Annotated in this window: 20 protein-coding genes; 11 read left to right on the top strand and 9 right to left on the bottom strand. The window is 65.0% G+C overall.

What is annotated here, in order from left to right:
- Positions 1-157 (bottom strand): LysR family transcriptional regulator (locus G1E_RS29905; RefSeq protein ID WP_371259960.1); only part of this gene is annotated, 157 nt, incomplete at its 3' end.
- 96 nt (positions 158-253) lie between these two features.
- Here G1E_RS29905 and G1E_RS24645 point away from each other — a divergent pair.
- On the top strand, positions 254-1,432 hold the full coding sequence (locus G1E_RS24645) for an MFS transporter (protein WP_009685127.1): 1,179 nt from the start codon (positions 254-256) through the stop codon (positions 1,430-1,432).
- Positions 1,433-1,446: 14 nt separating this feature from the next.
- Here the strand turns inward: G1E_RS24645 and G1E_RS24640 are convergent, their stop codons facing one another.
- The gene (locus tag G1E_RS24640; protein WP_009685126.1) at positions 1,447-2,070 is read right to left on the bottom strand and encodes a glutathione S-transferase family protein; all 624 of its coding nucleotides are present in this window, start codon (positions 2,068-2,070) and stop codon (positions 1,447-1,449) included.
- Between the two features lie 191 nt (positions 2,071-2,261).
- Between G1E_RS24640 and G1E_RS24635 the strand changes: the two genes are divergently transcribed.
- Both G1E_RS24635 and G1E_RS24630 read left to right on the top strand, forming a co-directional pair.
- The gene (locus tag G1E_RS24635) at positions 2,262-2,564 is read left to right on the top strand and encodes a DUF3077 domain-containing protein (protein WP_009685125.1); all 303 of its coding nucleotides are present in this window, start codon (positions 2,262-2,264) and stop codon (positions 2,562-2,564) included.
- A gap of 79 nt (positions 2,565-2,643) precedes the next feature.
- Complete coding sequence (locus tag G1E_RS24630) at positions 2,644-3,369, top strand: hypothetical protein (RefSeq protein WP_009685124.1); 726 nt, start codon at positions 2,644-2,646, stop codon at positions 3,367-3,369.
- Positions 3,370-3,399: 30 nt separating this feature from the next.
- Here the strand turns inward: G1E_RS24630 and G1E_RS24625 are convergent, their stop codons facing one another.
- Complete coding sequence (locus G1E_RS24625) at positions 3,400-5,151, bottom strand: phosphoethanolamine transferase CptA (protein ID WP_082437972.1); 1,752 nt, start codon at positions 5,149-5,151, stop codon at positions 3,400-3,402.
- A 204-nt stretch (positions 5,152-5,355) separates the two neighbouring features.
- Here G1E_RS24625 and G1E_RS28030 point away from each other — a divergent pair, with 204 nt between their 5' ends.
- Complete coding sequence (locus G1E_RS28030) at positions 5,356-5,511, top strand: DUF2986 domain-containing protein (protein ID WP_009685121.1); 156 nt, start codon at positions 5,356-5,358, stop codon at positions 5,509-5,511.
- A 25-nt stretch (positions 5,512-5,536) separates the two neighbouring features.
- Here the strand turns inward: G1E_RS28030 and G1E_RS24620 are convergent, their stop codons facing one another.
- From G1E_RS24620 to G1E_RS24610, 3 genes are all read right to left on the bottom strand, one after another.
- Entirely contained in the window at positions 5,537-5,911 is a 375-nt protein-coding gene (locus tag G1E_RS24620) for a hypothetical protein (protein ID WP_232961725.1), read from the bottom strand.
- A gap of 173 nt (positions 5,912-6,084) precedes the next feature.
- Entirely contained in the window at positions 6,085-6,675 is a 591-nt protein-coding gene (locus G1E_RS24615) for a biliverdin-producing heme oxygenase (RefSeq protein ID WP_029886078.1), read from the bottom strand.
- Positions 6,676-6,749: 74 nt separating this feature from the next.
- Positions 6,750-7,697, bottom strand: a complete 948-nt coding sequence (locus G1E_RS24610) for a LysR family transcriptional regulator (protein WP_009685117.1) — start codon at positions 7,695-7,697, stop codon at positions 6,750-6,752.
- A 93-nt stretch (positions 7,698-7,790) separates the two neighbouring features.
- Here G1E_RS24610 and G1E_RS24605 point away from each other — a divergent pair, with 93 nt between their 5' ends.
- The 6 genes from G1E_RS24605 (at position 7,791) to G1E_RS24580 (ending at position 13,144) form a co-directional block, all read left to right on the top strand.
- Positions 7,791-8,738, top strand: a complete 948-nt coding sequence (locus G1E_RS24605) for a ketopantoate reductase family protein (RefSeq protein WP_009685116.1) — start codon at positions 7,791-7,793, stop codon at positions 8,736-8,738.
- Positions 8,735-9,133 carry a VOC family protein gene (locus G1E_RS24600; RefSeq protein WP_009685115.1) on the top strand — a complete coding sequence of 133 codons (399 nt, stop codon included), beginning with the start codon at positions 8,735-8,737 and terminating at the stop codon, positions 9,131-9,133. The genes G1E_RS24605 and G1E_RS24600 overlap by 4 nt, the downstream gene beginning before the upstream one ends.
- Positions 9,130-9,585, top strand: coding sequence for a MaoC family dehydratase (locus G1E_RS24595; protein ID WP_047150197.1), 456 nt, complete (start codon positions 9,130-9,132; stop codon positions 9,583-9,585). Before G1E_RS24600 ends, G1E_RS24595 begins: the two co-directional genes overlap by 4 nt.
- Entirely contained in the window at positions 9,582-10,823 is a 1,242-nt protein-coding gene (locus G1E_RS24590) for a CaiB/BaiF CoA-transferase family protein (RefSeq protein WP_047150196.1), read from the top strand. The genes G1E_RS24595 and G1E_RS24590 overlap by 4 nt, the downstream gene beginning before the upstream one ends.
- A complete protein-coding gene (gene aroE / locus G1E_RS24585; RefSeq protein ID WP_009685110.1) occupies positions 10,820-11,638 on the top strand; it encodes a shikimate dehydrogenase in 819 nt (272 codons plus the stop codon). The genes G1E_RS24590 and aroE overlap by 4 nt, the downstream gene beginning before the upstream one ends.
- Positions 11,639-11,698: 60 nt before the next feature.
- Positions 11,699-13,144, top strand: a complete 1,446-nt coding sequence (locus G1E_RS24580; protein ID WP_009685109.1) for an MFS transporter — start codon at positions 11,699-11,701, stop codon at positions 13,142-13,144.
- Between the two features lie 81 nt (positions 13,145-13,225).
- Here the strand turns inward: G1E_RS24580 and G1E_RS24575 are convergent, their stop codons facing one another.
- Positions 13,226-14,599, bottom strand: a complete 1,374-nt coding sequence (locus tag G1E_RS24575; protein WP_009685108.1) for an 8-oxoguanine deaminase — start codon at positions 14,597-14,599, stop codon at positions 13,226-13,228.
- Between the two features lie 194 nt (positions 14,600-14,793).
- Here G1E_RS24575 and G1E_RS24570 point away from each other — a divergent pair, with 194 nt between their 5' ends.
- Complete coding sequence (locus G1E_RS24570) at positions 14,794-16,005, top strand: MFS transporter (RefSeq protein WP_047150195.1); 1,212 nt, start codon at positions 14,794-14,796, stop codon at positions 16,003-16,005.
- Here G1E_RS24570 and G1E_RS24565 read toward each other — a convergent pair.
- Both G1E_RS24565 and G1E_RS24560 read right to left on the bottom strand, forming a co-directional pair.
- A complete protein-coding gene (locus G1E_RS24565) occupies positions 15,975-16,910 on the bottom strand; it encodes a LysR family transcriptional regulator (RefSeq protein WP_009685106.1) in 936 nt (311 codons plus the stop codon). The genes G1E_RS24570 and G1E_RS24565 overlap by 31 nt on opposite strands.
- Positions 16,911-16,979: 69 nt before the next feature.
- Positions 16,980-18,365, bottom strand: coding sequence for an APC family permease (locus G1E_RS24560; protein WP_033690870.1), 1,386 nt, complete (start codon positions 18,363-18,365; stop codon positions 16,980-16,982).
- Positions 18,366-18,516: the final 151 nt, after the last annotated feature.

Raw genomic sequence — 18,516 nt, 5'->3', positions numbered from 1 at the left:
GCAGCAGGCGGGTGCCCAGGCGGTGCTCGGTGCGGGCGAGAATGCGGCTGACCGCCGAAGGGGTCAGGTTCAAGGCGCGGGCGGCGGCAGACAGGCTGCCCGCGTCCGCCACCTTGGCGAAAACCGCCATTTCACCGGATCTACCGCTGAAGTCCATTTGTGCCTCGCAAGCAAAGGTGATTGGCAAAAAGGCTGTCTAGTGCGCCAGGGAAGCAGATCGTAGCATTTGCCGCATAGCCAAGGAGTTTTTGCCATGCGTATCAATCCACCTCTGGTCGCACTTGCCATCGGTGCCTTCGGCATCGGTGTCACCGAGTTTGCCCCCATGGGCATGTTGCCCAGTATCGCCACTGACCTTGGCGTTTCCATCCCTGCTGCCGGGCTGTTGGTCAGTGCCTATGCCCTCGGTGCGCTGATCGGCGCACCGCTGATGACCCTGGCCACGGTAAGGATCCCGCGGCGTTACCTGTTGATCGGCTTGATGGCGATCTTCACCCTGGGCAACCTGATGTCGGCACTGGCCAGTGACTACGCCAGTTTGCTGGTTGCCCGCGTGGTCACGTCACTGAACCACGGCGCGTTCTTTGGCATCGGCTCGATCGTCGCCGCCAGCGTGGTACCGCCCGAGAAGCGCGCCGGGGCGGTGGCAGCGATGTTCATGGGCCTCACACTGGCCACCATCGGCGGGGTGCCGCTGGCCACCTGGTTTGGTGAAATGCTGGGCTGGCGCACGGCATTCTGGGGCATCGCCGGGCTTGGCCTGATCGCGATGACCACGCTGTGGTATGCACTGCCGAACGTACCCTCTCCCAAAGGCGACGGGGCCATGGCCGAAATCCGCGTGCTCGTGCGGGGGCCGGTGCTGGCGGCGTTGTTGCTGACCGTGGTGGGCTCCAGCGCCATGTTCACGGTGTTCACCTACATTGCGCCGATCCTGCAGAACGAGGCTGGCGCGTCCACCACGTTCGTCACCGCCATGCTGGTGCTGTTCGGTGTCGGCCTGACTTTGGGCAACGTGTGGGGCGGCAAGGCGGCGGATCGCTCGGTCGACCGCACCTTGATCCTGTCGTTGGCGGTGCTGATTGCCGTGCTGCTGGTGTTCCCGCTGGTACTGGACTGGCCACTGCCCACGGCACTGGCGATCCTGGTCTGGGGCGCGGCCAGCTTCGCCTTGGTGCCACCGCTGCAGATGCGCGTGATGGAAGCGGCCAAGGATGCCCCCAACCTGGCCTCGGCGGTGAACATCGGTGCATTCAACCTGGGGAATGCGATCGGCGCGGCGCTGGGCGGCGCGGTGATCAACGTGGGGTTGGGTTACGCGGCGATTGCCCTGGCAGGGGCGGCGATGGCGGCGCTGGGCCTGGTGCTGGTGCTGCTGTTTGCCTGGCGTGGCCGGGCGGCGGCCATGGCACAGTGCAATGTGCCAGGCTGACCGCGCCGGGGGCTTTACGGGGTGCCGTTACGGCCATGCAGGTGGTAAGCCGGGCGCTCGCTCAGGCGCTCGTAGTAGTCGCGCACAGCCGGTAGGTGCGGGTGCTCGAACGGCGTTTCGAACCAGCGGTTGACCGACAGGCCGATAGGAATATCGGCCAGGGTGAACTGGGCACCGGCCACGTAGGCGCCGGTAGCGGCCAGTTGCCGGTCGAGGATGTGCATGTAACGCGCCCAGTCCGCACAACCCGCCGCCAGCGCCACAGGGTCCTGGTGGGCGGGCGAATGCCTGACCAGCGACATGAAGGCGTAGCTCCAGGCGCGGTTCAAGTCTGACGCCTGCCAATCTATCCACTGGTCGATCCTGGCCCGTGCCTGTGCTTCGCCGGGGTAGAACGCGGTGGCGCCATAGCGGTTGGCCAGGTAGCGGATGATGCTGTTGGACTCCCACAGGGTGAAGTCGCCATCCTGGATCACCGGAACCATGGCGTTGGGGTTCAGCGCCAGGAATTGCGCGGTGTCGGTGGCCTTGAAGCCCGTACCCCAGTCTTCGCGTTCGAAAGCGACCTCGAATTCGGCACAGGCCCACAGGACTTTTCGCACGTTGATGGAAGAAGCTCTGCCCAATATCCGTAGCATGATGTTCGTCCTGAATGGGGGTGGTTGATCGTCCGCCACTGCCCGGTCTCGGTCAAGGGGCAGGGTGCAAGGGGGTTCTGCACGGTAACTTTGTAGGGCATTTCCGAAAATGAGCCGTTCCAGGCCCAAGTCATTGTGGTGGCCCAGGCCGCCGCCTAGTCTCGGCACGCTCACCCCCCCGAGGAATGAACATGGAAAACGACACCCCCGAAGACAACAACACGCTCAATGTGGTGGCGGCGGCCAGCCGTTTCGGCCACCCCGATGCCGAACTGGTGCACATGCGGCCGCAGTTGCCGATACGAACCGCGCTAACGGAAGCCTCGGCGATCATGGGCTGCATTACTGAAATCACGCGCAAGGCCATCGACCGGCCAAGTGACCGCAAGGTGATGATCAAGGCCACGTTCTACCTGGCGGGCATGGCCAAGGCACTGGTCGATGGCCAGCTGCTGCAGATGCGCCAGGCGCGCGAGAAGGAGGGCATCGAGTAGACAGGGTTGCCTGGGGGCCATGAACTTGGCACCCTTGGGCGGTTTGAATCGTCTGCATCACCTCAAAAGGAGGTTCGCATTGAGTTGGGACAAGGTGGGGAAGCTCCTGGTCGCGGTGCTGGTTGGCCTGATGGTCCTGTCGGCCGCCTACGCGTTGTTCAGGGGCAACCCGCGGCTGGAAGCGTCACTGACGTATGCCTACCTCACCTATCCTGGCCAGTTCAGCGAGCGCATCAGCAAAGCCAGCGACCAGCTCAAGTATGAGCAGTTGCAGGGGCGTATCAACAGCATCAGCCAGGGGCAGTTGAGCCACGATCAGGTCGAGCGCCTGGTCGAACTGGCTCAGTTGCCGTACGCCCAGCTGTTCGCCAAACCGTTCGAGGCGGGGTTGGTGGACCACCGTACCGGCTTGCTCATCGAGCTGCACAACAGTGGCGATGCGCCGGTGCGCCAGGTCAAAGTGCGCCTGCCAGGCAAAGGCCTGGTGCAGGTGCGCGATGCTGCTGGCAACGACACACTGCTGGAGCAGGCTACCGCGCAAGTCGACATCCCTGTCATCGAGCCGGGTAGCCGGTGCAAGGTGTGGGTGTATTTCGACGCCGATTATTCCCAGATTCGCCAGGGCGGCGTCAGCATTACCCATGCCGACGGCGCAGCCAATGTGCAGGTGTATCACGAAGTGATCGGCTTCCCGGCAACCGTGGCCCGCTACAGCCGCGAGCTCATGGGGCTGCTGGTGGTACTGGCGCTGGGCGTGCTGGGCCTGGGTTACGCGCTGCTGGCCCGCAGCGCAGCGCAGCGTTAGGCGCTGCGCCGCAGCGCCCAGGCGCCTGCCTTACTGTTGAACCTCGCGGCTGGCCGTCTGCTGCTCGCCCGCGGCCTTGCCCCCAGGCAGCTGATCGAACGGGTGCAAGCCGTCTTTGCGGTAGGGGTCGCCGATCCAGCGCGGCGCGGCCAGGAACTGCGCGCTCACTAGGCTCTTGGCCGGCTCGAAGCCTTCGTAGCTCAAACCGGCAAGGTCCGACAGCGTATGGATCAGGTGCGAGCTGCTGTACGGGCGCTTGGCCATCGCCTGCAGGTCCCGCGGGTGCTGGGCCTGCCAGCTGGGTGAGGTCCACAGCAGGAACGGAATGGTGTACATCGGCCGGGTCGGCGCGCTTTCGTTGCGCCCCAGCCGGTCGTGGTTGCCAGAACTGTATACGTCCTCACCATGGTCGGACAGGTAGACCAGGAAGCCATTCGGGCTGCCGGCAGCGTAGCGCTTGATCAGGCTCGACACCACGAAGTCGTTGTAGCGCACTGCGTTGTCGTAGAAATTGTAGGTTTGCACCTGGTCATCGGTCAGTGCACTCGGTGCGCCCTGCTTGTCGGTGAAGTGGGCATAGGCGTCCGGGTAGCGGTAGCGGTAGTCCATGTGGGTGCCCAGCAGGTGCACGATGATGAACTTGTTGGGGGCCGGGTCTTGCAGGGCCTTCTCGAACGGTGCGAGCACCACGTCATCGTACTGGCTGGCATTCTGGTTGCGCTGGTTGTTCAGGTACACCGGCACGTCCGTCTGCTGCGAGAAGGTGGTGAGCATGGTGTTGCGCTTGGTCATGGTTTGCTGGTTGGTGATCCAGAAGGTCTTGTAGCCTGCCTGTTTCATCAGGTTGATCAGCGAGGGGTCGGTGAGGAACCGGTCCGGGGCCTGCTCATCGCCGAAGGTCAGAATCTGCTGCATCACTTCGATGGTGTAGGGGCGGGGTGACACCACATCGCGGAATACGGTCAGCCCTTTGTCATTGGCAGCCAGCGCGTCGAGGTTGGGGGTGGTGTCACGGTTGTAGCCATACAGGTGCATGTGCTCGCGGGTGGTCGATTCACCCAGCACCAGAACCAGCGTGCGCGGTGCCGAACCGCTGTTGTCACGCAGGTTCTGTAGGGGCGGCAGGGCAGCATTCTGCGCCAGCAGCGCCTGCATGTTGTCCAGTTGCTGGCGGTACTGGCGGTAGCCGACCAGCAATTGCCAAGGCACTGCAGGTTCCATGCGCTGCTGTACCTTTTCCAGCGCATCGGCAAAATTGCGCTCCTGGGTGACCATTTGCTTGTAGAACGGCAGCACCAGGTTGGCTGCCAGCAACAGCACCACCACTGGTAGGCGGCTGCGCAGCGGCAGGTAGACCGGGCGCACGCGGCGCCACAGCAATACTGCCCCCACGGTGTACAGCAGCAACGCCAGGCCCAGCCAGGCACTGAAGTACTGGCTGAAGTACTCACCGGCCTCGGCGGTGTTGGACTCGAACATCACGAAGATGACGCTCTGCGAGAACTCCTGGCGATAAATGGCGAAATAGCTCAGGCCAACCAGCGAAGCAGCCCACAGCAGCAGGCCGATGAGCGCCGCAGTGGCGCGGGTAAGGCGGGGCAGCAGCAGCACTGGGGCCAGCCACAGGCTACTGAGGAAAAACGCATCACGGAAACCCGAGAAACCGGTAGTGCCACTGAACAGCAGCAATGCCTGGGTGACGCCAGAGAAATACCAGAAGAACAGCAAGAGCCAGCCCAGGCCGGCCCAGTCCACGCGGGAAGGGGAAGTGGTGTGTGACACGTGTGCCTCGTCGTACCTTGGTAGCCCGCAACGGTGTGCGTGGCCGGAAAGGGCGTGACGCTAATCTGTGGACTGTGAAAATAACGTCAAGGCGAGCAGCCATCGGGCCTTGGTCGTAGCCCGCTGCGCAGCAGCCGTGCGCAGCGGGTTGCTTGCACGGGTATGATGGCGGCAGCTAAACCGTACTCAAAGGCCGTGTGGACCATGAACCGTCGTAAGAAGATCAAGCAGCTGTTGCAGGCGCACCAGAAGAAAGCCAGCGCCAAACTCGCGCCGCGCAAGCCCAGGTACATCTGCAAGGCTGACCGTTTGAAGCTGGAAACAGAAGGGGTGGAGGCGGCCCCACCCCAGGCTGACTGAAGCGCCAGCAGCCGGTGTGTCGGCTTCAGCGGCGGTAGTGCCGGTGTTCGTCATAGTGGCGTTGGTGCATTGCCCGCTCATGGCGGCGCTCCCAATCCCGGCGGCGTTCCCAGTCACGTCGCCGCTCCCAGTCGCGCCGGGCCTGCTCGCGACGCCACTGCTCGCGGCGCCAGTCGCCCCTGTGGTCGTGCCAGCGGTGGTCATCATGGGCCAGCAGGGTCGCCGGCTGAACAGCGGCGGCATTGGCCACGCTCGACCAGGGGTTGCTGGCCGCAGGTAACGCTGGCTGAACGGCCGGGGCCGCCACCTCGGCCGGTTTCAGTGGCAGGGCCGAAGCCGTGCCCGCTGCTGCAAGCGAGAACAGACCGAACAGCATCCACCTGGCGACTTGTATTTTCATGAGCGAAGCCCACCTCTGATCACAATTGAGCTATCAGGCCAGCGGTGAGGCAAGCTGCTTCGCCTGCCGTGACCGTTCTGTGCCACCCTCATAGACCAGCAACCAGGAAAAAGTTCGCTGCAGCAATAACTTGTACAATTATGCGGCAAGCAACCCGCGCGGCCCAAACCGGATCAGCGTTCGGCAAACACTGCGCGCAGGTGGCTGCGGTAATGCTCGAACGCTGCAATTGCGCCGTTTATCGCCTCGGCCTCTTGCTGTTCATCCAGCGCCAGGGCGTCCACACGGGCCACAAACTCACGCCAATGCAGCGCACGGCCATCAGGGTGCGGGGCCAGGTGGCTGGCGCCCTGGTCTTCACCCAGGCCCAGGCGTTGGGTGTACTTGAACAGAAACGCAGCCCCCAGGTTCGACCCCTCGCTGCAATACAGCCAGCCCAACGCCTGCGCCGGGCTGGCGCACACCGAAGGTGGTGGCGGTGGCGCGGGCAGGCCCAGGTCCAGCAGGTCGGCCTGCACCGCGGCAAACCGTGACAAAGCCGACAGCCCCGGTAGTTGCCGGTTGAGCTGCGGGTCCTGATACAACGCCAGCAAGCTGCCATGAAAACCATGCTGCACCTGCAGGAACCGGCCGTAGCGCTCGCGGCTCTCAAACGGCCGTGCCGCCATGACCAGCTGATCGACGCTGTCATGGTCGCGGCTGCTGGCCGCTTTCAAGCGTTGGCAGCGGCCTGGCTGCGAAACAGAGGGGGGTGCTGCGGTCATCGGCATATCCGTGGCATGAACGTAATGCGCCCATCATGCTTGCCACCCCGGCCAGCAGCAAGCGTTGCGCGGTGTCAGGCGCCTGCCCGGCTGGAGCCCTTGCGCGAGCCGGCTGAGCCGTCGCGGGCGAACAGCCCATGGACCACTGCGCGCAACCAGCGGTTACCCCCGTCCTGGTGGTAGCGGGCGTGCCAGTGCTGCTTGACCGTGAAACCCTCGACCGCGAACGGGCAGTCGTGCACCTGCAAATCATGCATGTCGGCCAACGTCTGGCCGATATGGCGGGGCAGGGTGGCGATCAGGTCGGTGCTCCCGAGGATCATGCCCAGGCCCAGGAACGCGGGTAGCTCCAGCACGATGCGGCGCTCGATGCCGGCCCGCGCCAGTGCCGTTTCCAGCAGCTTCTGGCCGGTGCCGGCGCTGATCTGCACATGGCCTTCGGCGCGGTAGCAGGCCATGCTCAGGCCGCCGGCCAGGCGCGGGTGCCCGCGTGCGCTCAGGCACACCCAGTCCTGGTCGAACAGCACTTGCTGGTACATGCCGCCGCCCAGCCACGGTACGAAGCCGATCGCCAGGTCAGCTTCACCCGACTCCAGCGCGCTTTCGCTGTTGCCATCGATGCGTACCGCCTCCAGGCGAATGCCGGGCGCGTGGCTGCGCACGTGGTTGAGGATGCTGGGCAGCAAGGTGATGTGGCTGGCGTCGCTCACACACAGGCGAAAGCGCCGTTGTGCGGTAGCGGGTTGGAACTGCGGTTCCCAGGCCGCGAGCCGGCGCAGTGATTCGAGGACTTCGCGGCACGGCCCGATCAACTGGTCGGCGCGCGGGGTAGGCGCCATGCCCCCAGGGGTGCGCACGAACAGCGGGTCGTTCAGTTGTTCGCGCAGGCGGCCCAGCCAGATGCTGATGGTCGGCTGGCTCTGCCCCAGCTGTTCAGCGGCGCGGGTAACGCTACGGCAGTGGTAGAGCACATCGAACAGTTGCAGCAGCTTGGGTTCGGGCAGTACCGGGGCAGTGTTCATTATTGCGAATCTCAATGGGGCTATTTGCTTGCATTGTATAGCGCTAATAAGCATGGCTGCATAAGGTGATCGCAAACCACGGAGGTCTGCAATTTGAAAATCTGCATTCTGGGCGCCGGCGCCCTGGGCTGCGCCATCGGCGCGGCATTGAGCGAAGCCGGGCATGAAACCTGGCTGCTCAACCGAGGCCGTGCGCATGTCGAGGCCATCAACCAGCACGGCCTGCAGGTGCAGGATGAGCGCGGGCAGCGCCAGGTCCCCGTGCACGCGGCGACGTGCGCCGATGAGGTGGGGGTGGCCGACCTGGTGGTGGTCTTGGTGAAGTCGTTCCACACCGCCGAGGCGATCGCCGGGGCCACGGCGCTTCTGGGCCCGCAAACGCTGCTGCTGTCACTGCAGAACGGCCTGGGGCACGAAGATATCCTGGCGCAGGCGGTCGGGCGCGAGCGGGTACTGGCTGGCAAGACCTATGTCGGCGGCGTGCTGCTGGCGCCGGGGGCGATCCGCGCCGGGGTGGCCGGCAAGCAGACCTACATCGGTGAACTGGACGGCCAGCGCAGCGCCCGCGTGCAGGCTATCGCCGAGGTATTCAACGGTGCCGGCCTGGCCACCACGGTCAGCGGCAACATCCTCGGCACCATGTGGGACAAGCTGCTGGTCAACGTCGCCACCGGTGCGCTCAGCGCCATCACCAGGCTCAGCTATGGCCAGCTGTACAGCGAGCCGCTGCTGGCGAGCACCGCCAAGGCGGCCGTTGCCGAAGCGATCGCGGTGGCCGAGCGCGCCGGTATCCGCCTGAGCCTGACCAGCCCCGAGGCAGCCTGGCAGTTGGCCGCCGAAGGCCTGCCGGCGAGCTTTCGCACCTCGATGCTGCAGAGCCTGGAAAAAGGCTCGATCACTGAAATTGACTTCATCAACGGTTCCGTCGTGCGCTGGGGCCAGCGCCACGGCGTCGCCACCCCCGTCAACGCCACCCTGGTGGCGTGTATCAAAGGCATCGAACGCGCGATGGCCGACCAGCAGAACAAGGACAACCCATGAGCCAGCCGAAAGCCTACCTCGAACACGTCGCCTTCTGGGAGCGTGACATCAACTGGCATATCCGCTTTTTCAGCGAGGTGTGCGGCATGACCCTGCGCGAGTCGCAGGGTGACCCCGAGCAGCCGACCCAGTATTGGACCCTCGGCGGCCTGCAGTTCATCCACCAGCCCGACTTTGCAGGGCCTGAAGGGCGCATGGCGCACCTGGGGATCATGTGCGAAGACCTGGAGGCGGTGCTGGCGGCAGCACAGCGTTTCGGCGTCAGTGCAATGCCGCAGGGCCGCAACTGGCTGCGCTTGCCCGACGGCCTGGCCGTGGAGTTCATCCAGGCATTGCCCAAGGCGACGGTCGCCCAGGCACTGGCTATCAACCCACGTGCGCAGGTGCAGCCATGAGCGTGACTGAAAAGTACTGGGACGACGCCCGCGAGGGCGATGAATGCATCAGCCCGAGCTACACCGTCACCCGCGAACGCATCCTGGCCTATGCCGACCTGACCGGTGACCATACCCCGGTGCATGTCGATGAGGCGTATGCCAATGCCAGCCACTTTGGCTGCCTGGTTGCCCACGGCCTGTTCGGCCTGTCGATCGCCGATGGCTTGAAGACCCAATGCGATTACCGCTTCGTGCCGGGCATGTCACTGGGCTGGACCTGGGATTTCGTGTTGCCGATCAAGGTCGACGATGTGCTGCATGTGCGCATGCGCGTTGGCGCGATGCGCCTGAGTAAAAGCCGCCCGGGTTGGGGCATCGTGGTCCTGCCGTCGGAGCTGATGAACCAGCACGGCCAGGTCGTGCAACGCGGCGAGCACCGGCTGATGGTGCCGTGCAAGGGGGCAGCATGAGCCAGGCGTCGCCATTGGCGGGTATCCGCGTCATCGACTACAGCCATTTTCTTGCCGGGCCTTATGTAGGGCGTTGCCTGGCGGCGCTGGGCGCCGAGGTGATCAAGGTTGAACGGCCAGGCAGCGGCGACGCCGGTCGCCAGCACGCGTTCACCCTGGATGACCAGCAAAGCGGTTACTTCCTGCAACTGAACATGGGCAAGCAGGGCGTCAGCGTCAACATGAAGGACCCACGGGGCAAGGCCTTCATGCAGCGCCTGACCGATTCGGCCGACGTGTTCATCGAAAACTACCGGCCGGGCGCGCTGGACAAGCTGGGGTTGGGCTATGCCGAGCTGGCGGCGCGCAACCCGCGGTTGGTGTACTGCTCGATTTCCGCCTATGGCCACACGGGGCCGGATGCACACCGTGCCGGCTTCGGGCTGATCGCCGAGGCCAAGAGCGGGATCATGCAGATGGTTGGCGTACCGGGCGAAGCACCGCCGTTGCTGCGCATTTCGCTGGGCGACATGTACACCGGCATCCACGCCGTGGCAGCCATCAATGCCGCCTTGCTGGGGCGCGTCAGCAGTGGCCGTGGCCAGCACATCGACATGGCCTTGTACGACACGCTGGTGTCGATGCATGAGTACGCGGTGCAGTGCTTCACGCTGTCCAACGGCACCGTACTGCCCGAGCAGACCGGCCATGACATGCCCACCTCGACGTTGTATGGGGTGTTCCGTGCCGCCGACGGCGACCTGGTGATCGCTGCCCAGGTCGATGACGCCTGGCGGCGCTTTGCCGCCATGCTTGAAGCCAATGGCGGGCCGGCGGGGGNNGCAGGTTTTGCCAGCGCCAGCCGCTACCACAGCGTGAATGGGCGCAATGCCCACCGCGAGGCAATTCTGGCGGTGGTGCGTGATTGGGTGGGCGCGCGCCCGGTAGCGGCTATCCTGGCCTTGCTCGATGCCATCGACGTGCCCAGCGCCAAGGTACAGCGCATCGACGAGGTGCTGGCCGACCCGCAGATTCAGGCGCGCAACATGGTCGTCGAACAGCATCACCCGCGCTATGGCACACTGCGCCTGCCCAACCTGCCGTTCCGTTTTTCCGACTGCGACACCACCATCCACCAGGTGGCCCCGGACCTGGGCCAGCACAACGCCGAAGTCGCCGCCGGGCTTGGCTTCAGCGCCGAAGAAATCACCGCCATGCAGGCAGACGGGGTGCTGTTCACCCATGGAGAGGCACGATGAGCGACCGCTATGCAGTGATCGGCCGACCGATCAACCACACCAAGTCTCCGCTGATCCACGGGCTGTTCGCCCAAGCCTGTGGCCAGCAGCTGGAATATGGCGCAATCGAGGGGTCGCTGGAGGGCTTCGAGGCCCAGGTGCTGGCGTTCCGCGGTGAGGGCGGGCTGGGCATGAACATCACGGCACCGTTCAAGCTGCGCGCCTTCGAACTGGCCGAGCGCTGCAGCGAACGAGCGCAACTGGCCCGCGCAGCCAACGCCCTGAAGTTCGAGAACGGCGGCATCGTGGCAGAGAATTTCGATGGTATTGGCCTGCTGCGCGATATCGAGGTCAACCTCGGGGAGCCGCTGCATGCGCGTCGTGTGCTGGTACTGGGGGCGGGTGGCGCGGTGCGTGGGGCGCTCCTGCCCTTCCTGCAGGCCGGCCCTGCCGAGCTGGTGATCGCCAACCGCGACATGGCCAAGGCCGTGGCGCTGCGCAATGAGCTGAATCACCCGCGGCTGCGTATCAGCCGGTACGAAGAACTGCCGGGGCAGGCTTTCGATATCGTGGTCAACGCCACCTCTGCCAGCCTGGTCGGTGAGTTGCCACCGCTGCCTGCCGAGGCCCTGGCCGAGGCCCGGCTGGCCTACGAACTGGCTTATGGCAAAGGCCTCACGCCGTTCCTGCGCCTGGCCCGTGAACAAGGGGTTGCGCGCCTGGCCGATGGTGTGGGCATGCTGGTCGAGCAGGCGGCAGAGGCGTTTGCCTGGTGGCGCGGGGTGCGCCCCGAAACCGGTGCCGTGATCGATCGCCTGACCATCCCGCTGGAGTAGGCCTATGGTTGCCAACGTGCCCGTGCAGCTCCGCGCCCACGAACGGCGGCTCGGTTGCCCATGACCGGGCAGCCAACGCAACGCCCTGGCACCCTGGCCCACCCGGCAGCCGCCCAGCGCTCGCGCCAGACCACCTGCATTGCCTTGCTGGTGGCCATCACGTTCTTCATGGAGAACCTGGACGCCACCGTCATTGCCACCGCGCTGCCGCAAATGGCCAGCGACTTCGGCCACAGCGCGGTCAGCCTGAACATCGGTATCAGTGCCTACCTGCTGGCCGTGGCGGTGTTCATCCCGCTCAGTGGCTGGCTCGCCGAGCGCTTTGGCCCGCGCCAGGTGTTCGCCGGGGCTATCGCCTTGTTCACTGCCGCTTCGTTGCTGTGTGGGCTGGCCGCCAGCCTGGAAACCTTCGTGGCTGCACGGGTGTTGCAGGGCATCGGCGGCGCCCTGATGGTTCCGGTGGGGCGGTTGGTGGTGTTGCGCACCACCGAGAAAAAAGACCTGGTGAAGCAGCTCGCGGTCATCACCTGGCCGGGCCTGGTGGCACCGGTACTGGGCCCGCCGCTCGGTGGCCTGATCGTCACGCACGGGTCGTGGCCGTGGATCTTCTACCTGAACATTCCCCTCGGTTTGCTGGCCCTTGCCGCCGCCTGGCTGTTGATACCCGACACCCGCTGCGAGGCGCCGCGCCGCTTCGACACGCTGGGCTTCGTCTGGTTGGGCTCGGCCTGTGCGGCCTGGCTGGTGGGCCTGGAGCTGCTCGGGTCACTGGCCGGCAACAGCCTGGGGGCAGGGCTGGCACTGGTAGTGCTTGGGGCTGTGCTGACCGGGTTGGCCATCCGTCACGGTCGGCGCCACCCGGCCCCCCTGTTGCCCCTGCACACCCTGGCCATCCGTACCTTCAGGGTCAGCATCGTGGGCGGCACCCTGTTCCGCCTGTCGATCAGCGCGTTACCGTTTCTGATCCCTTTGCTGTTGCAGGTCTGCTTCGGCCTGCCACCGTTGGACGCCGGCCTTTTGGTGCTGGCCATCTTTGCCGGCAACCTGGCGATGAAGCCCTTCACCAGCGGGTTGTTGCGGCGCTTTGGTTTTCGCCGCCTGTTGCTGGGCAACGGCCTGGTCGGCGTGGCCTGCATCCTGGCCTGCCTGGGGTTGCAGCAGGGCATGGCGTGGTACTGGATGGCGCTGGTGCTGTTCATGGGCGGGCTGTCACGGTCGATGCAGTTCACCACCTACAACGCGGTGGGGTTTGCCGATGTGCCGCAGCAGCAGATGGCCGAAGCATCGACGCTGTTCAGCATGTGCTTCCAGCTGGCCATGGCGTTGGGGGTGGCGGTGGTGGCGCTGCTGTTGCGCGTGGCCATGCAACTGCGTGGCGGCGAGAGCGGGTTGACCGTTGCCGACTTCCACTGGGCGTTGCTTGGCCTTGCACTGATTGCCGGTGTGGCCCTGCTGGACGCCCTGCGTTTGCCGGCCAATGCCGGCGACCAGGTGTTGCGCAACTGAGGCAACGGGCTGCGTTGCAGCCCATCGCCGGCGAGCCCACAGCACGCGGGTGCAGCGCAAACGGCTGGCTTGCCGTCGCGTTCAGGCGCCGCTGACCAATTGCAGGGCCAGCTGGTTGTGGCGTTCCAGCACCCGCGGCAGGTCGACCGTGGCCAACTGGCCGTCCTTGACCACTACGCGGCCATTGATGACGCTGGTGTGGACCTGGGTCGGGGTGCAGAACACCAGGGCGGCCAACGGGTCGTGGTGGCCGCCGGCGTAAGCCACATGGCCCAGGTCGAACGCGACGAAGTCGGCGACCATGCCCGGTGCCAGGGCGCCGATGTCGTTGCGGTTGAGCACTTTGGCGCCGCCCAGGGTCGCGATTTCCAGCGCTTCACGGGCGGTCATGGCGTCGGGGCCGAAGCCAACCCGCTGCAGCAGCAGGGCCTGGCGCACTTCGCCGATCATGCTGGCGCCGTCATTGGAGGCCGAACCGTCTACGCCCAGGCCGACCGCAACGCCGTGGTCACGCATCTTGCGCACCGGGGCGATGCCGGAGGCCAGGCGCATGTTCGAGCAAGGGCAGTGGGCAACCCCGGTACCGGTACGGGCGAACAGCTCGATGCCATGCTGGTCGAGCTGTACGCAGTGGGCGTGCCAGACGTCGTGGCCGACCCAGCCGAGGTCTTCGGCATACTCGGCGGGCGTCATGCCGAATTTTTCACGGCTGTAGGCGATGTCGTTGACGTTCTCGGCGAGGTGGGTGTGCAGCGAAACGCCATACTGGCGCGCCAACACCGCAGCTTCGCGCATCAGGTCGCGGCTGACCGAGAACGGCGAGCAGGGCGCCACGACGATGCGGCGCATCGACCCGTGACTGGCATCGTGGTAGTCCTCGATCAGGCGCTGCGACTCCTTGAGAATATCGCCTTCCTTCTCGACCACCGCATCTGGCGGCAGGCCGCCCTGGCTTTGCCCTACGCTCATGCTGCCGCGCGCGGCATGGAAGCGCATGCCGATCTCGCTGGCGGCATGAATGCTGTCGTCGAGCTTGCAGCCGTTGGGGTAGATGTACAGGTGGTCGCTGGAGGTGGTACAGCCGGACAGCATCAGCTCGGCCATGGCGGTCTGGGTCGACACCGCGATCATTTCCGGGGTCAGCCGAGCCCAGATCGGGTACAGGTTGGTCAGCCAGTTGAACAGCTCACCGTCCTGAGCCGCCGGCACCACGCGGGTCAGGCTCTGGTACATATGGTGGTGGGTGTTGACCAGGCCCGGGATGACCACCTTGCCGGCCATGTCCAGCACCACGTCGGCGTGCTGCGGCAGGCTATCGCTGGGGCCCACTTGCTTGATCAGGTTGTCTTCGATGTACAGGCCGCCGTTTTTGATTTCGCGGCGTTCGCTGTCCATGGTGACCAGCAGTTGGGCGTTTTTGACAAGGAGGGTTTTCTTGGTAGCGGTAAATGACATGGCTTAAGCCCGTCGCTATACGCCTGGGCGATTACCGAGGTCGTAGGCGAACGCGTATGTAATCAGGAATCCTGAAAGTTGTATACATCAGCGCTCGATTGATGAAATCGAGTCATCCGATTAGTGAAATAACACCAGAAATACGAATTAAGTTTACCAATAGACTGGTGACCTTATTTCTGGAGCCTGTCTTGATGTCCGCTTTCGAACCAAGCCCTGGGGTCGCCACCCCCAGCCGGCACGCTGCAATCAGCATTGCCATTCTGGCGTTTTCAGCCTTTTTGATCGTGACCACCGAATTTCTGATCGTTGGCTTGCTGCCCGCGCTTAGCCAGGACCTGGGTATTTCCATATCGCTGGCGGGGCAGTTGGTCACCCTGTTCGCATTCACCGTGATGCTGGCCGGCCCGCTATTGACGGCGGCGTTGGCGCACCTGGACCGCAAGCGCCTGTTCATCGGCATTTTGCTGGTCTTCGCCGCAGCCAATGCGCTGGCTGCTGCCTCCGGCAGTTTCTGGGTGCTGGCCGTCGCCAGGGTGATACCGGCACTGGCGCTGCCGGTGTTCTGGGGCACCGCCAGTGAAACCGCCGGCCACCTGGCTGGGCGCGACAGGGCCGGGCAGGCCATTGCCAAGGTCTACCTGGGTATCTCCGCGGCGATGTTGCTGGGTATCCCGTTGGGGACCGTGGCAGCAACGGCGGTGGGGTGGCGCGGTGCATTCTGGATCCTGGCTGCGTTGTCGCTGCTGATGGCGCTGGCGATGTGGGTATGGATGCCGCACGTGGCGCGCACGGCGAAAGTTGACTTCATGCAGCAGGCGCGCATTTTCAAAGAGCGTTTTTTCCTGGCCAATGTGCTGCTGTCGGTGGTGGTGTTCACGGCCATGTTCACGGGCTACACCTATCTGGCCGACCTGCTGCAGCGGGTAGCGGGCGTGGCCCCGGCGCATACCGGCTGGTGGCTGATGGGCTTTGGCGCGGTCGGCTTGCTCGGCAACTGGATCGGCGGGCGGGCCGTGGACCGCTCACCGCTCAGGGCCAGCGCGCTGTTCCTGGTGCTGTTGGCCATTGGCATGGCGGCGCTGGTGCCGCTGGCCCAGGGGGCCGTGCTGTTCTGCCTGGCGCTGGCGCTGTGGGGCATTGCCAACACGGCACTGTACCCGGTGAGCCAGGTGCGGGTGATGAGTTCGGTCACCCATGCCCAAGCCCTGGCGGGTACCACCAATGTGTCGGCGGCCAACGCCGGTATCGGCCTGGGGGCCGTGCTGGGTGGCATGACCATTTCCCACCTGGGGGTCGGCTACGCGGGCTACGTGGCGGCTGGCATCGCCTTGCTGGCGCTGGCGTTGGTGCCCGTGGTGGGCCGGCTGGCGCCTCAGCCCGGTGCGCAGGCCCGGCTGCCGTGAGGCGCCAGGCGCGGTAGCAGGTAGTCGAGCAAGGCGCGGACCTTGGGTAGCCCTTCGCGGCTTTTCAGCCACACCAGGTTCATTGGCAAGCCGTCGGTGGCCAGCGCCGGCAATACTTCGACCAGGCGCCCCTGGTCGAGGTACTGCTGGGTCAGCCAGGTGGGTAGCTGGCCGATGCCATGGCCGGCCAGCACCGCTGCCACTTCGCCTTCGCCATCGCCCACGGCAATGCGCGGCTGCACGGTACGCCGCTCCATTTCGCCGGGGTGGCGGCCTTTGAAATACCACGGGCTGACCAGGCCGTCGGTGTGGCCATAACCCACGCAGTGGTGGTGCTCCAGGTCGCGCTCGTGTTGCGGCACGCCATGCTTTTCCAGGTAGCCAGGCGCGGCACAGAACATCAGGCGCTGGGCACCGAAGTATTGGTGGCCTAGCGCCGCCGGCCAGGCATCTGGGCCACCGATGCGCACCACGATATCGATGCCCTCGTGCACCGGGTCGACGAAACGGTCGGAGAACGACACATGCGGCTGCAGCAACGGGTGCAGGCGGATGAAGTCGAGGATCAGCGGCAGCACATGCAGGCGACCGTAAGAGGCGGGCAGTTCGATCCGCACTTTGCCATGGGGCTGGTCATCGCTGGCCGCCAGGGTGTGCTCGACTTCTTCCAGGTCGGCCAGGACCGAAGTGCAAGTGCGATAGAACACCACGCCCGCTTCACTCAGCGACAGGCTGCGCGTGGTGCGGTTGAACAGCCGGGCCCCCAGGCGGGCCTCCAGCCGGGCCACGCTCTTGCTGATGGCCGAGCTGGTCAGGTTGAGCCGCTCGGCAGCTGCCGTGAAACTGCCCAAGTCAGCGACGGCGACGAAAACGTCAATGCCTTTGAGGCGTTCGGAAGAGTACATGGGTGGCTTCTTTGATGAACTGGGTTCCCGGTTCGGGTGTGCCTATTGAAGCCTCGCACGTGGATTTCATCAATGAGTTTCGCCTGGCCTGGCCGGCAACGTGACCCGAAACGCCCGGGTAAGCCACAGCAGTACTAGCAGGCCCATGCCCATCCAGCACAGGCCAATGCTGAACGACAGGCTGGTCAGGCTACTCCACAGCCACAGCGTGCTGAGAAAACCCAGCCCCGGTATGGCGCCGTACAGCACCACATTACCGGCACCGCGCAGCTTGCGGTCGATGAGGTAGTGTTTGACCACCGCCAGGTTCACCGCCGAAAAGGCGAACAGTGCGCCGAAACTGATCATGTTGGCCACGGTGTCGAGGGTAATGACCAGGGCAATCAGCGACAGCAGGCTGACCACCAGGGTGGCGGTGGCCGGTACGCGCTTTTTCGTTGCAAGCTGGCCAAACGCCCGCGGCAGCACGCCGTCACGGCCCATCGCGAACAGCACCCGTGACACGCTGGCTTGCGACACCATGGCCGAGGCGAAGCAGCCGGCCACGTAAGTGGCGGTGAATGCGCTGACCAGCAGTTCGCCGCCTACCCGGCGCATGACGTCCACCGAGGCCGAGTCCGGGTCGGCAAAGCTGCCCCAATCGGGGAAGACCAGTTGTGCGCAGTACGACACCACCAGGAACAGCAAGCCGCCGATCAGGGACACGGCAAGGATCGCCAGCGGAATACGGTAGGTCGGGTTGCTGGTTTCCTCGGCCATGGTCGAGACCGCATCGAAGCCCAGGAATGACAGGCACAGTACGGCCGCGCCGGTCATCACCAACGGCACGCTGAAACCGTCGTGGTGGAACGGCGCCAGCAGCGAAACGGGTTCGGCCTGGCCGCTCAGCCTGAGCACGGCCAGGCCGACGAAAACCACGATGAACACCAGTTGCGTCACCACCAGGATCCAGTTGACGCGGGTGATCGACTCGATGCCGATCAGGTTGAGGAAGGTGACCAGGGCGATGGACCCTGCCACCCACACCCAGGCATGAATGGCCGGGAAGTATTCCGACATGTAGATGCCGATCAGCAGATAGCTCAGCAGTGGCAGGAAAATGTAGTCGAGCAGCAGGGTCCAGCCGGTGATGAAACCGATGTGGCTGCCAAAGGCCTTGCGGGTATAGGTGTAGACCGAGCCGGAGTAGGGGTGGGCCTGGACCATGCGGCCGTAGCTGTAGGCGGTGAGCAGCATGGCGGCGAGGGTCAGCAGGTAGGCAGTGGGCAGGTGCCCCTTGGTCATCTGGGTGACCAGCCCATAGGTGGTGAAGACCGCCAGCGGCACCATGTATGCCAGGCCGAACAGCACCAGGGCGGTCATGCTCATGGACTGGCGCAAACGCCCGCTGCTGGCGGCAGGTTGCGCGGTGGCGGGCGGGGTGGTGGGGTGAGCTGTACTTGTTGTTGTATGCATTGCTAACTCCTGGAAAGGGATGCAGGCCATCGCGGCAGGCGAGCAGGCTCGTTACCGGGGTGTCGTGCAAGGAGGTCGAGCGCAAGGCTCGCAGCGCTGGGGCGGGTTGATGCTCCCACACCCCGCCAGCACCCGGAATCACCCTTTGGGG

This window comes from Pseudomonas sp. TJI-51 (assembly GCF_000190455.2).
Taxonomy (GTDB): Bacteria; Pseudomonadota; Gammaproteobacteria; order Pseudomonadales; family Pseudomonadaceae; genus Aquipseudomonas; species Aquipseudomonas juntendi.
This window is presented reverse-complemented; position numbering and strand designations above follow the sequence as displayed.